Below are 13,600 nucleotides of genomic sequence, written 5' to 3' on the forward strand. Positions count from 1 at the left end.
CAGTATTGTAGGACAATCCTATCGAATTAAAGATCATTTTAGCAAAGAAAATGATTGATTTTGTACATGCTTAAACAAGCGAAAATGTACATGTTTATCTTGACATTTACATCTCTTTTCTGGTTAATATAGAGGTGAGGCCAAAGGATGAACAATGTGTTTGCTTCACGGATTCCCATAATCAAGACATAGCATTGTGTTGTAAAGATACGGTATGTGTAGACCATGTACTGCAATGTAGTGTGGGACATTTACCACCACTTCATCTAAATTGTCACAATGTAACAATCTGTGATGTAAAAGTGGTACCCGTCTGTGATGAGGCCTGTCAATTCGTAAAAGTTACAGGGGATTTTCAATTTCATCCTCACTTTTAAATTTCCTTGCGATGAATAATTTGATTATTAATTCTGTTTTAACTATTCTTTGTTATCGTTGGTATGTACATGTAAAATGGTCATTAATTTAGTGTGATCACATTTTGGAAAAGGACGTTCGAAAAAGAACGTCCTTTTTTATATCTCCCTTACTTATCTTAAAAGTATGAGTATCAGTTTTATTACGAATGAATTTGATGTGAAACCAATCCATTTGTAAAGTATAAGTTATGTTTCACAAACAATATAAGATTAAATCTCTTTATATACTTTATAAATATAGACAACATATTACGGAATTAATGACACTAGAAAAAATATTCAATTATACCTAACTTTAACTATCCATTAGTCTCTGCATGTAGGAGATGAATTGCTTCCAGTATCATTTTGTATTGTGTTAAAGCATGATTCTAAGTGATGGCCACGTTGCTTCGTTACTTCCTATTGAGAAAGAAATAAGCAGATAATTGTATAGAGAATGATATTATTCTTAAGAGAAGGCTTTCCGTTTTTATAAAGTTAGCTTTAATCGTAAATGTGTACAGAACTTTGTTTTTTTATTGTATGGAATTTAAAAAAGATGGTTCTATATAGATTTTCTTGATATAAATATTAGAAATATATCTGCTTTTAAAAATAGTTACTGTCACATTGTTATTATAATTAGTCAAGTTATATTTATTTTTTACATTTAAATGAGAAAAAGATTACATATAACGAAGTGGCTTCCGCATAATTTATATAGTCTTGTTCCAATTAAGATGGCTGAGGAAACAGTGGATCTTCAAATGAGAAAATGAATTTAAAATAAAGGTATTCCTTAATCTGTACCCTTTGTAAAGGACATTTTGAAAAAAGTTAGGCAACATCAAGAAGATGATTTCTGTATCCTGATATGATCCCCTTATAGTAGACCGTTGAAAGAAAGTTACTTTACTGTTGATTATGGAGGGGATTTTTTATGGGGAAAATTAGAAGAACTTTTTCAATTGATTTTAAAATGAAAGCTATTGAATTGTACTTACATAGAGGAATTGGAAGCAAGTTAATTGGAAAGGAATTAGGAGTTACATATTCAGTTATAGATAGATGGATTAAAAAATATAAAAATGAGGGTATTCTGGGCCTACAAGAAAAACGTGGAAGATCCAAACAAACAAATGAAATAAGTCAAGATGCTAGAATACAACGATTAGAAGTGGAAAACGCATACTTAAAAAAGCTATTAGCTACGAAAAGAGCTGCGGTAGTATGTCAACTGAAAAATAGTATCTTTTGAAGTTATCAAAGGACAAATTTGTTAAAAAAGACATCACGAAACTAGACTAGTACTTTGTGTAAAATACTGGAATTGATTGAAAGGTCGCGATGACAGGTTTTATGTCACACTTTCACACGCCTTTCAAGCGTAAAGAGTTGGTGATTACGTAGTAGCGCATCCACCAATCGCACAAATTTTCTTGCGGTTAGAACAAGTGCACGTTTGTGTTGATGTTTTGGTACTTCATTATAATTTTTTGCGTAATATTCTTGGTATTCCAATACATGCTTCCTTACAGAGTTGGCGGCTTCAACTAAGTAATACCGCAAGTAATGATTCCCATTACGAGATAATGAAGTATTTTCAGCAGTGAACCGGCCAGACTGGCATGTACGCCAATATAACCCGGCATACTTTGCGATTTTGGTTTCATCGTCAAATCTTTCGATTTGGCCAATTTCAGCGATAATACCAGCGGCATATATAGGTCCGATTCCAGGAATGGATTCTAGTGTTTGCGTTAATCCAGCCATGATCCGCTTAATCGATTTTTCTAGTTCTTTAATTTGTTTTTGATAGATACGAATGATTTCGATTGATGTTCCTAAAAGAATATCGATTGAGCCTTCTACCACCTTATCTAAACGGTACGACGTGCGAACAGCCTTTTGAATGGTTGATGCGACACATTTCGGGTCACCAAATCGATTTTTACTCTTTTCCTGTAGGAACTCAGCGAGTTCCTCTAAAGGCATGTCAGCTAGCTCTTCTAGACTGAATTTTTCAAGGAACAATTCCATCATGGCGTTACCAAATATAGAAGAATCGACTTCTTGTGAGAACGTATTACATTTATAACTTAGGTGTTGTAAAAAATGTTGTTTCTCTTTTGTCAACATTCTAACGAGTTGATAACGAGATCTTGTTAATTGTTGTAATACCACGTATTGACTTTCTTTCACGATGGACATTTGATTTCGCCCAAATCGTAAGTAATCAGCGATGACAAAGGCATCAATTTCGTCAGTCTTATTCATGTCTGAATAACTTTTCTTGAAGTTTGCGACTTGTTTTGAATTTAGAAGAAATACCTTTGTACCAAATCTTTTTAAGTCTTCATCATGGTGCAGAAACATGGATGGGTGAAAACTGTAAACAGATGTAGATTCTAAGCCGATTTTTAAAGTTTCAACCTTTTGATTGGTTGTACACTGTAATAATCGTTCTTTAAGCACCTGTGCACCTGGTAAGTCATTACTGACTGAAAAAGAATCTAGCTTTTCCCCTTCACCATTTAAAAAGCAAACTTTCATATCAAACGAACTTACATCTAGACCAACAAATAATCTCACGTAAGAGACCTCCTTTCGATTTAGAATCATTGCTTGGACGTCTCGAGATATCTCTAGTGTGTACGCCGACCAACAACCTCGTGTATAAGAGCTAGTCCTGAATCGAAAGCCGCCCTAGAGCTACTAACATCTAGGTTCGAGGGTCAGGCTGCTCAGCCTGCGAGTAGGGAGCCCCGCGCGTTCACTGAGAAACACTCTTTTCGTGTGGTGAATCCACAGGGGAATACAGAATTGTCCCAAATGATCCTAAGACCATTATCCAGAAATATCTTGAGACGTCCAAGTATTTTCTTTATTACTGGACTCTTATTAGAGAGAAAAACCAAGCCTGAGATCGGGCTTAAATATTAATATACGAGAGGGAATTACAATTGCACTTCAAAAAGGAGTTAAATTTGGCCGCAAAAAAGTTAAAATTGATGATAATTTTAAAGAAGCTTATCGAGAATGGAAAAATCGTGAAATTACTGCAGTAGAAGCAATGCAAAGAGTAGGCATGAAGAGTAATACATTTTATAGAAGAATTAAAGAATATGAAAATAATATGGAAGAAAAGAAGCTTTCTTAAATAGAAAAACTTCTTTCTACATACTACCTACCCTATTACAAGAGAAATTATTAAAAGCCAAATAAGTCCCCTTTAAATAATTTGATTTTCGTTATTTTTTGTCAGTTATGTGTTATAATGTACATGTAAAATGGTTTGAAATATTAGTATAGACTCATTCAGGAAAAGCGCGTTCTACAATAGAACGTGCTTTTGTATTACACACCTAAATAATCTTAATAATGAGAATGTTGATTATCAATTTTATTAGAAACGCAATGATTTAAAATGACATTACGCTAAACTTTTCTCTGAATCTTTACCCCTAACAAAGATTTAAAGGTTCTTCTATGTCTTAATATAAAATATAGTAAAGGAAAGAGTTCATTCACTCTAATGAAGATTGAATTTCTTTCTTTATTATGGTTCTTTATATAATTAAAATTACATATTAATTATAATTAATTTATTTATTTATCTAATAACCTATCAAACTAGCAATAAATCTTTCATTATATACATAGTAATATAACAAAGCTGACATTCACTCTTTATGTATAGAGGGGTATTTTCTACATGTATTTTTAAAATATCCACTCTTCATTTACTATAATAAAAGAGGAAAAAATACATCCTTAAAAAAATATATACATATACCTATGCTAAGGAGTGTGATGTCTTTGAAACAGTTTAAAGAAATTTTAGAAAAAGGGGCCATACCTATCGGCCAATCCGATATATTAGGAAAATCGCTGCGGCAATTTGATGAGATACAATATGAAAATGAAACATATCTTATTATTTGGCATCCCATTTATAATAAATTTGTCGGTTCTCATGAATCAGGGAATTGGATTTCTCATACCGATTTACATAAAGCTGTTTGGATCAGAAATTTAAAAGAAGCAATTTGTTACGAAAAATAAGAAAAGGTTCTAACTTCTTTGTTAGAACCTTTTCTACATACTTTCTAGGGATTTCGTAAAAACGAAAGTAAATATAGTATACCATAAGTACAAAAACATTTATTTGAAAAGATAGTAAACGCCTCTTATTATTGCTCGTTAATGTCCGCTAACACTTTATTTCATGATTTGGTTCTATTGTCACACAGGTCAATGTTACCAAAATATTTACTACAACTCCTTTTAAAAATATACTACACAATTGTATTGAATGATAATTTTTAGTCCATGACAGTAACTCTGGGGCTCTATCTACAAAAACATCCTATTTCTTCTTATTCTCCCTTTTCGAGGGGATGGGCAAAAACCACCCTATTAAGAAAAATATTTAGTTTTAAAGTTTGGAATCGTGAAACATAATAACTTTTTTATTAGTTTTCCTCATTCTTGAGAATGGGTGCAGTAAATGAGCTGGGGGAGGTAACCCTTTTATAGGATAAATGAATCTTAAGAAAGATACCTTTAAACGGGTGAATTGTTGGATCAAGGTATAATTTTTAGTCTAAGTTATGTCACCTAAAGCCTTGCTTTTGGTACGCTCAGCTTGATGACATGTCGCCACTTGCCAGAGATTCTAGCATGCAAGGAGATGGCAACCAAAAGAGAAATATGGGACCATATGCAGATATATTCCAATTTCAATTAATTATTAAAATGAGTCTACAAACGAGTGAACTTGTTTCTTGATTTTTTCCTCGAAAGGACACGAGAATAAAAATTTTCCTTGTAAAAAAAATGACGGTTTGTTTGACAAAAGGATGATTAAAAACAGCGAATGAGGAAGAGCTTGCGGGTATCCTTGCTCATGAACTTGGTCATTTGAAGTATGGGGATAGTAAGTGTTCTGTCATGACGCGTACGTTGAATACAGTGACTACATGGATATTAGTAGCTATGGCAACGGTCTGTTTTATCGAATCGTATGCCGATTGTGGCTGTATTAGCGGCTTTTGCAGCGGTCGTATTAAAAGGTATGCAAGTGGTTTTACATCGAGTTGCGGATTTATCATTTCGAGTGGTAGGATCAGGATTGGAGCAGGTTTGTTGTCTTTTTAGAAAAAATAGAAAAAATAGAAGGAACGGAAGGTTCTCCAAAAGGGATCTGGACACGCTTAGAAGCGACTCACCCACCTGCAGCATTTCGGATTGAACAAATAGAAATTGCATTAGAAGAAAAACAGATAGAATCTTTATAATAAAAAGGGATTTGTGATATAATAAGTATCCATCGCTAACTAATTTAAAGGTTTCATCCATAAAGAGATTTTTTGCATTTATATAATTGGAATGATGTTAGTCTTGCTAAGACTACATTTGAAAATGTGGGTTTAAGTTGCTGTATTGAATGGATCGTAATCAAAAAAACAATTCCATTACACAGGAATTGTTTTTTTGGTGTCTTTGTGTTTTAGAGTTATTGACAGCCTAAAGGAGATTCGTTTCTTTCTAATTTAGTATAACTTAAATAGAAAGAAACTTCGAAATTAAGCTTATAAATCTTTACATATTTTCAAATTAAACAACAAAAATGTAAGGGTATAGGTTATAATAGGTGATGAAACATTCTCCTGTTCCTATGTTTCTATTGATTGTTATTTTTATCTGTTTCGGTGCGAAATCTGTCGATAGATTTCGCACCCCCCTTTTGTGCGTCTTTTATAAATCTATATAAGTATATACCTGTGGTGCTAGTTGATTTAGAAGCATCTCAAAGAGTACTTTAAAGTATTCCCAAACCGTTCCCTCGCTTTATCTAGCATGAGACAATAAACAAGTAAAATACTCTCTAGTCTACTTTTAAATCCTAATATAGAGCGACTTCTAAAATCTTGTATCCCTAATCTTTCTAAGGATGAAAAGACTGTTTCAATTTTTTTACGTCGTTTGCCTAATAAAGTATCGTTAATTTTATCCGCATCTTTCATATTTTTACGTAATGGAGTGGTAACTGTGACGCCCTTTCGGGCTATTTTTCTTGAATAGAGCTGCTTATATAGCCCTTGTCACCAAGAATATGGGCGACGGGAGTTTCAGTTTCGTTAATTAGCGTTTCTAACAGTTGCACATCGTGGATTTTAGGTGAACTAACCACATAGGCTATTGGAAAGCCAGATTCAGTAACTGCAGCGCTTATTTTCACTCCATAATAATACATTTCTTTCGTAGAATTATAGCCAATCTCAGCAATTGAGCCCAGTACTTTTGCCCGACGATTTCGGATTTTTTTACAAAAAGGACTTGGGAAACTATCAACAATTGCCGTCATGACGTTTTTTGTTTCATAAAAAAGAATCGGATGATTTTTATAGCATAAGTTAAACTCGCACAAAGTCGAGTGTATCGTGTTCTGCTTGGGAATTCAGTGAAGAATAGAATTGTTCGTACCGCACGGTACGTGGCTCTTTGGCTGTTGTACCCAAGCATGATCCCCCACAAAACACAAGCAATGATCACCGTATCGGGTTGGACTAATTTATCAACATTCTTACGATTTTTAATCGTAGCTGGTATACACTTTTTGTATAGTTTAACGACAATTTCTAAAATTTGATTAAAAACGGTATAGGTATCTGTATAATTATCTGTGTAATTAAGAGATTGCATATCATTCACTCATTTCTTGGTCGTTTTGAGTTTAATATATGCAATCTTTTTTTGCTTTTCCAGAATCTTTTAAAATTCTAAATCAACTAGCACCACAGGTAAGTATATGTGATTTTTTGTTATTTGAACTGTACCCTATAAAATGGACAGTTTAATAAAAAAGCCCTCAAAAATCAAGTACTTAAAAGATGGTTCCGATATTTGATTGGAGCCATCTTTTTTAATGTCCACTGATAACGATTAGATTATCCTACAAAAATATACATCTCATGATACTAGTCCTATCACTGGAGAAATATCTGCAAGGAATGTAAAACTGGCAGGTGAAAAGCTAACGCTGAGCACAGAGGGTGTAAAATAACTATTAGCTGAACTAGAATAGTACAAAGTAACGGTATGTGATAAGAATAGGGGGGCGAACGCTTTGGAAACGAAATTACAAGCATTTCAAAAGAACAGAAGTAAGAACATGCTATCTTTGTCTTTGCAGGAACAATTGTTACAAGAGGCGTTTCAAAAAAGGAAGGATATCACTTTAATTCTGTTAAAAGGATTGCATGTAAAAGGAATGCAACAGCTTGTATATAAACATGCGATCTCCACGATTCGATTCTAAAATAAAACAGTACCCGAATTCATTAAGGTTTCATGCTACTGCTAAAGAAATATTATTTAGTTTTTACAGCTTCTTTTAATGATTTCCCCGCAGGGATCGTAAGAGCTTCCCCAGTATGTGGGTTGCGTCCTTCACGGGCAGCACGTTCTCTTACTTCGAATGTGCCGAAGCTAAGTAGCTGTACATGTTCCCGATTTTGTAGTGCATGTTGAATAGATTCTAATACTGCATCTACTACGAGACTTGCTTGTGGTTTTGTTAGTTCGGATTGTATTATAACTTGTTTAATTAATTCTGATTTATTCATAAGGCACTTCTTAGTGTGATGTATGCTTGTTTCAGTGCAAAGGTGTAAATGAAATGGTGCAAGATAGTTTATGAGATGTAAATTCTATAACAGAAACATGTATTATACAGAAGGAATACTCCGTATAAAAGGAATGGGGGGAGGAAAAAAGATGAAAAATGCCTTTTATACGAATCCAAATGAAATAGAATATGTTGCAGAAGTAGTAAGGGCATTGACACCCTGTTCGTCTCCAAATTTTACATCAATTAATAAAGAAAACTTCATTAAATGTTTCTGAATTACAACGGTATCTCATCATACCACAATCCACTGTTTTGCAACATCTTGGCAAGTTAAAATTACATAAACTCGTAGCATATGAGCGAAAAGGATTAGAATTATTTTATCGAGTGGACGATGAAAAAGTGAAACAAACGCTGAAGATACTTATAGACTAAACAGATAGTTTCGCTTATTTGTCTAGTCATGTGCGGATAAAAATAATGACCGAGGAGGGGATTCTTCTATGGGTGGGAATTCACATTACAAATAATTAAACAGTTTGCTTCTGGAGAAATACCAGGTATAATCAGACAAATCCGTCAATATCGTATACGGAAAAATGGAGAAGAATTGTTCGGATACTATAGAAAGAAACATCCGAAATTATTTGATAAGCAAAAATTATACACGTATGAAGAGTTGAAACATCGAGCGGTATATCATTATTCCCCTTATTTCATGATTCATCTCTAATCCAGATAGGTCAATACGTATGCATTCTGTTCTAAAAAACGACTGCTCAGATTAATTTTTAACGAAAAAAACGACCAAGAGAATACATTTTTATGTAAAAAACGTTAAACGCTAAAAATAAGGTAATAAAGACGTTTAACGTAATCAAGAAAGAACAAATATGCAGGGATACATATAATTTCACGTACCTGATTATTTAATTGAAAACAATTTCAGAAATAAACTTTTCAAGGGTTGCTTCTTCTCTTCCTTCTCCGATACAATAGACATATAGAATACGAAACAGAAAGGTGACTCGCCTTATGAATCAACCTTTAGTAAATTTACGAGTCGATTTTGCTTTTAAGCAATTATTTGGTGTACATGGACAAGAAGAATTACTGATTTCTTTTTTAAATGCAATTTTGCATGATTCTTTATCTATACGGATTGTATCACTGAAAATTGAAGATCCACATTTACATAAAGAATATGAAGAAGACAAATTATCCATACTAGATATACTTGCCACACTTCAAGATGGAACAAAAGTAAATGTGGAAATCCAGTTAAAGAATACACAAGAGATTGTAAAACGTTCTTTATATTATTGGAGTAAACTATATACCTCCCAATTAGAAAAAGGAATGTCGTACCGTTCTCTTCGAAAGACAATTGCGATTAATATATTAGATTTTGATCTCTTTCCTCATTATGAAGATATGCATACAGTAGGACAGTTTTGGAGCAGGCAGCAAAAACAAGTTTTATTGGATGACCTAGAAATTCATTTTATTGAAATTCCAAAATTGCTTCAGCAATGGAGAGAAGAGAAAATTAATCCGTGGGAAAATGAATTTGCTCGTTGGTTACTCTTGTTACCAGCGCATGAAGATGAACGTTTAACCCACATGTTGGAGGATATCGGCATGAAACAAGATCCAATGTTACAAAAGGCAATCCACAAATGGGAAAATATGAGTCAGAGTAGCTCTTTCCGTCTCGCATATGAAGCACGGGAAAAAGTGTTATTTGATGAACAAGCGAAATTAGCACATGCTCGTGAGGTTGGGAAAGAAGAAGGGCTTCAAGAGGGTATGGAAAAAGGGAAAATTCAATTGATCCGAGGCATGTATAAAAATGGCATGGATATAGAAGATATTGCGAAGTTTACGAATATGGATATTTTAGAAGTACGCAATTTTTTAGAACAATAAAAGGTAGACACCTCTTATGACGGAGGTGTCTACCTTTTATTGTTGATTATTCAGAAATTATATATGTATATCGATTTGGGAGGATCGTTAGCGCTGCAATGTATAGTGATCCATTACTTTTATTAAAATATCTGCAATTAACTTTCCGCTTTCAAAAATAATTTGATACTTCGTATATACGTCTGTATATTGCCCTCATCCTTCAATTAACATAATTTCTAGTTCATTATTATCTAATATTTTACCAGTCAAAATGGTAGGATGTTTACTAAAATCTTGATAAAAACTTAAATTTTCAGCCCAAGATGCCACTAAGGGCCTTAACATTTCTTCATAGTATGGAAGCATATTCGCAGCTATTTTTTCATGTAAAACAAAATCTATTCCGTTATCTTTTAAATCAAAAAGCAAGAGATACCATAATTCGCTTAATATTGTCCCATTCCCTCATAATCAATTCTGTATTGATTTTCCGTAAGGGTTTAATAAGTAATCCTTCATATTGATTTGGATGTTGAAAATAGTATGAGTTGCGGGATATTGTTGCATGAATGTCCTTATATTTTGATGAAAATTGGTAACCAAACAAATCTAAAATAGCAAAATTAACTTCATTCGTTCCATGTGTATCTGTAGAATGGATAGTAGGCTTTATATTGGTTGTATTATTGTATAAAATATCAAATGCATAATGGCTTTCATATTCATTTGCACCAATAATTCTTGCTTGAATTGGAATATAGTTAGCCACCATTTTATAAGAAGTGATTCCTTTATTCATTCCAAAATATTTAGAAGAGTGATGGGACTGTAGTATATGAATCTGTGTTTCGTATTTTTGGCCATCACTACTTGAATGGATGAAATTAAAAAAATGTTAAAATAAGTTAGCTCGCGGCATTACTGATACAGTCATCTGCATCTTTTTATGTTTCTAATCGTATAAAATGAGCTGATGTATTAGCTAATTTTGAAAAATCTATATCAGAGACTTGAAGAGTAATACATTTTATAGAAGATTTAATTGTATCTAACTGTTATCTATCTTGTTAATTCAATATTGCATAGCTCCACCTTCTCTATAATCTTGAATTATACTGGTTCTTTTAAGGTATTGAGTTTAAGCAGATGTAAATCCTTTAAGTATTCTCATCCCTTTGGGTACCTTAATTTTATATTGTATCTTGAGCGGATTCCCCAAAGCTTCTAATAGGGCTAACTCATTTCTAGTTTCTTCAATATTTCTTTATCTCCCATTACATATTATTGAGATTCTATATGTTCGACATGAACTGTTTGATTCTTCCAAATACGATAATACTCACCTTTGTAGAATAATAATTCCTCATGAGAGCCAAGCTCTATAATATTCCCTTTTTCCATTACAAAGATTGGGCCTGCATGTTGAATTATACCTAATCTATGAGTACTCATAATCACGGTTACCTTTTGTGAGTCTAATCCTTTTAACATATCTGTAATATGTTTTTAAGTTGTAGAATCTAAATTACTTGTAGCTTCATCTAATATTAAAATGTCTAGTTTCTTTAATAATGCCCGTAAAATTGCTAAACGTTGTCTTTGTCCATCAGATAAATTTGATGCATTTTCTTCAAAAAAGTTTCATATCGTAATGGAAACTTACAAATAAACTCATGTACACAAGTTTGCTTACATACTTGTATGGTTTCTTCCAAATTTGATAAATTAGTGCTATATTAATGGACCTAGCGCATAATAGTTATTGGATAAAATGAGACATCTCGTTCATTCAAAATTTCAGAGACATCACGATACCTTAATGAAAAGCGACAATAGTAGCCCACGGCTACCAAAATAGCTTCCCCTTAAAAAGATATTCTTTTTCCATCCTGATTACGCACCTTTTCAGTATCATTACCATCATAGCCAAGTTATAAAGGTTATTTTTAAGGTTTTTTATTTTTTTGCACTAGCCCCTTTTTGCTGAATAGTGTCCCTTTTAAAATATCACATATATTATTCTCCTCAACATATTTTTTCTACAGTTAGTTTCATAAAAAAAATTTGCACAAGAGCGTAATTATGTATAATATATATATATATATATATATATTAATTTATATAGTGAGGAAGGGATTTTTTTTGGAATCACTAGGGAGTTGTTTTTAAACCCTGAAAATTCAAATGAAAGCACGATCACAAGTTGTTTAATTTATTTTAGAAAGGAAACATAAAGATTAATAACTATGTTTATTTCCAGTTAATTTTTGCAATAGTAGATAAAAGAGAAAGGAAGGTTTAGTATCTATGTTGATATTAAATAGTAAGAAATTATTAGTAAGTATGTGTATTTTGGTTATAGTTCTTTTTTCCTTCACTGAAATTCGAGTAACTTTCGTAGCTTCTAAATAATAAAGCATAAACTTTTCAAGATGGATGCAGGAAATAGTAAATACAAGAACTTTAGCGACATTTGCAATTCCTGGTACTCAAGATAGAGGTACTTTTAGACTAGAATATTCTACAAATCAGTATGGGCGAAAATTCTATAATATAATTTTTACTATTAAATGAATCAAGGTGAAAGATTTTTTGATATAAGAGAGAGTGATAGATGATAATAAAATTGTCCTACATCATACCCTTTACATCTTTATGTTAAATTATATAAAATTATTGATGATTATAGGTAGTTCTTGAAAAATCATCCTAATGAGACCATTATAATGACCCTTAAAGAAGAATATGAAGCCATGTCAGGAGCTAGAGAATATTTTTTTAAGACTTTTGAAATTCGATTTTCTTGAAGACAGAGGGAAATATAACCCTAGGAGATTTATGTGGGAAAATTGTACTATTAGGAAGATATTCTGTTGGCACAATCAATGGTGGATTTGGAAATTTTAGATGGGGGGATAATGTAAAATTCACTTTCATTACAAATGGTAATGAAAAAAGAACGGTACAAGCTAAATATAATGTGAAATATGAAGAAAAACAGGCAGTGATTGATAGTGTTCTAAGCGAAACAATAGCAAATCCAGCTAATCCAGATCAATTTTACTAGCTTAGCTTCGTGAGTAGTCAGCAGTATTTTGCGTCGTACCTGAACAGCTATAAGACGGCTAAGGTACGATTAGAAAATCTGCCAACCCTTAGAGTAAAGGTTGGTTGGGTTGTCATTGAATACTTAGGAGATAGGTGGAGTCCAAAATTGTATGAGGAAGTAATTTACGCTAATTTTGAAGGGATACTAACTAGCAGACCTCAATTTTTTGGACATAGTAACAGAGAGAGAATTAACCGTACAGATTTTCCTCATTCTGAATGGAATGACCGGGTATCATCTATCTTATTACATACTCGTACAGAAATACCAATATACGAGTATAGTAATTTTACTGGGAACAGTGTGAAACTAACAAATTTGACTCATTTGCCACAATTATTTGATTTTATATCAATTAATTACAATAAAAAGATGTTATCCTGTGAGCGTAAAGCGATTTGAAATAGAATTTACTTTAATAGGCCTCACCATACATGCCCATCAACTTAAGGATAGAAACTCTACGGTTTTCCATTAATTGAAATGAACAAACTTTTAAACAGTATAATCCTCTTAAAAATGAGCATACGAAATAAACCCTAA

At 32.7% G+C, this 13,600-nt stretch carries 8 protein-coding genes and 10 pseudogenes; 10 read left to right on the forward strand and 8 right to left on the reverse strand.

Annotated features, from left to right (window positions below):
* Nucleotides 1–1,341 precede the first annotated feature (1,341 nt).
* Nucleotides 1,342–1,659 (forward strand): helix-turn-helix domain-containing protein, encoded by a 318-nt coding sequence (locus ACS2CR_RS30965; RefSeq protein WP_033700262.1) that lies wholly within the window; start codon nucleotides 1,342–1,344, stop codon nucleotides 1,657–1,659.
* A gap of 104 nt (nucleotides 1,660–1,763) precedes the next feature.
* Here the strand turns inward: ACS2CR_RS30965 and ACS2CR_RS30970 are convergent, their stop codons facing one another.
* On the reverse strand, nucleotides 1,764–2,993 hold the full coding sequence (locus ACS2CR_RS30970; protein WP_053512466.1) for an IS110 family transposase: 1,230 nt from the start codon (nucleotides 2,991–2,993) through the stop codon (nucleotides 1,764–1,766).
* A 355-nt stretch (nucleotides 2,994–3,348) separates the two neighbouring features.
* Here ACS2CR_RS30970 and ACS2CR_RS30975 point away from each other — a divergent pair.
* From ACS2CR_RS30975 to ACS2CR_RS30985, 3 genes and pseudogenes are all read left to right on the forward strand, one after another.
* Nucleotides 3,349–3,561, forward strand: a pseudogene (locus ACS2CR_RS30975) (recombinase family protein); the annotation flags it as partial.
* A gap of 653 nt (nucleotides 3,562–4,214) precedes the next feature.
* Complete coding sequence (locus ACS2CR_RS30980; RefSeq protein WP_003308343.1) at nucleotides 4,215–4,466, forward strand: hypothetical protein; 252 nt, start codon at nucleotides 4,215–4,217, stop codon at nucleotides 4,464–4,466.
* 858 nt (nucleotides 4,467–5,324) lie between these two features.
* Nucleotides 5,325–5,561 (forward strand): hypothetical protein, encoded by a 237-nt coding sequence (locus ACS2CR_RS30985; RefSeq protein ID WP_228492166.1) that lies wholly within the window; start codon nucleotides 5,325–5,327, stop codon nucleotides 5,559–5,561.
* 641 nt (nucleotides 5,562–6,202) lie between these two features.
* Here ACS2CR_RS30985 and ACS2CR_RS30990 read toward each other — a convergent pair.
* Nucleotides 6,203–7,109: pseudogene (locus ACS2CR_RS30990) on the reverse strand (IS982-like element IS233A family transposase).
* Nucleotides 7,110–7,282: 173 nt separating this feature from the next.
* Nucleotides 7,283–7,348: pseudogene (locus tag ACS2CR_RS30995) on the reverse strand (IS3 family transposase); the annotation flags it as partial.
* 5 nt (nucleotides 7,349–7,353) lie between these two features.
* Here ACS2CR_RS30995 and ACS2CR_RS31000 point away from each other — a divergent pair.
* Together ACS2CR_RS31000 and ACS2CR_RS31005 are read left to right on the forward strand one after the other, a co-directional pair.
* Nucleotides 7,354–7,470: pseudogene (locus tag ACS2CR_RS31000) on the forward strand (AbrB family transcriptional regulator); the annotation flags it as partial.
* A 63-nt stretch (nucleotides 7,471–7,533) separates the two neighbouring features.
* Entirely contained in the window at nucleotides 7,534–7,725 is a 192-nt protein-coding gene (locus ACS2CR_RS31005) for an RNA chaperone Hfq (RefSeq protein WP_000448514.1), read from the forward strand.
* A gap of 52 nt (nucleotides 7,726–7,777) precedes the next feature.
* Here ACS2CR_RS31005 and ACS2CR_RS31010 read toward each other — a convergent pair whose 3' ends face one another.
* On the reverse strand, nucleotides 7,778–8,032 hold the full coding sequence (locus tag ACS2CR_RS31010) for an HU family DNA-binding protein (RefSeq protein ID WP_001043045.1): 255 nt from the start codon (nucleotides 8,030–8,032) through the stop codon (nucleotides 7,778–7,780).
* A gap of 151 nt (nucleotides 8,033–8,183) precedes the next feature.
* Between ACS2CR_RS31010 and ACS2CR_RS31015 the strand changes: the two are divergent.
* The 3 genes and pseudogenes from ACS2CR_RS31015 to ACS2CR_RS31025 all read left to right on the forward strand — a co-directional run bounded on the left by ACS2CR_RS31015 (nucleotide 8,184) and on the right by ACS2CR_RS31025 (nucleotide 9,966).
* Nucleotides 8,184–8,472, forward strand: a pseudogene (locus tag ACS2CR_RS31015) (ArsR/SmtB family transcription factor).
* A gap of 85 nt (nucleotides 8,473–8,557) precedes the next feature.
* A pseudogene (locus tag ACS2CR_RS31020) lies at nucleotides 8,558–8,770 on the forward strand (hypothetical protein); the annotation flags it as partial.
* Nucleotides 8,771–9,072: 302 nt separating this feature from the next.
* The gene (locus ACS2CR_RS31025; RefSeq protein WP_033700259.1) at nucleotides 9,073–9,966 is read left to right on the forward strand and encodes an Rpn family recombination-promoting nuclease/putative transposase; all 894 of its coding nucleotides are present in this window, start codon (nucleotides 9,073–9,075) and stop codon (nucleotides 9,964–9,966) included.
* Between the two features lie 87 nt (nucleotides 9,967–10,053).
* Here the strand turns inward: ACS2CR_RS31025 and ACS2CR_RS31030 are convergent.
* From ACS2CR_RS31030 to ACS2CR_RS31045, 4 pseudogenes are all read right to left on the reverse strand, one after another.
* Nucleotides 10,054–10,401: pseudogene (locus ACS2CR_RS31030) on the reverse strand (hypothetical protein).
* Nucleotides 10,373–10,961 (reverse strand): annotated as a pseudogene (locus ACS2CR_RS31035) (Tn3 family transposase); the annotation flags it as partial. The pseudogenes ACS2CR_RS31030 and ACS2CR_RS31035, both read right to left, overlap by 29 nt.
* A gap of 268 nt (nucleotides 10,962–11,229) precedes the next feature.
* A pseudogene (locus ACS2CR_RS31040) lies at nucleotides 11,230–11,663 on the reverse strand (ATP-binding cassette domain-containing protein); the annotation flags it as partial.
* Nucleotides 11,645–11,804 (reverse strand): annotated as a pseudogene (locus ACS2CR_RS31045) (IS6 family transposase); the annotation flags it as partial. The pseudogenes ACS2CR_RS31040 and ACS2CR_RS31045, both read right to left, overlap by 19 nt.
* Nucleotides 11,805–12,751: 947 nt before the next feature.
* Here ACS2CR_RS31045 and ACS2CR_RS31050 point away from each other — a divergent pair.
* Nucleotides 12,752–13,015, forward strand: coding sequence for a hypothetical protein (locus ACS2CR_RS31050; protein ID WP_050428404.1), 264 nt, complete (start codon nucleotides 12,752–12,754; stop codon nucleotides 13,013–13,015).
* Nucleotides 13,016–13,600: the final 585 nt, after the last annotated feature.

The organism is Bacillus cereus group sp. BceL291, assembly GCF_051776705.1.
GTDB classification, from domain to species: domain Bacteria; phylum Bacillota; class Bacilli; order Bacillales; family Bacillaceae_G; genus Bacillus_A; species Bacillus_A cereus.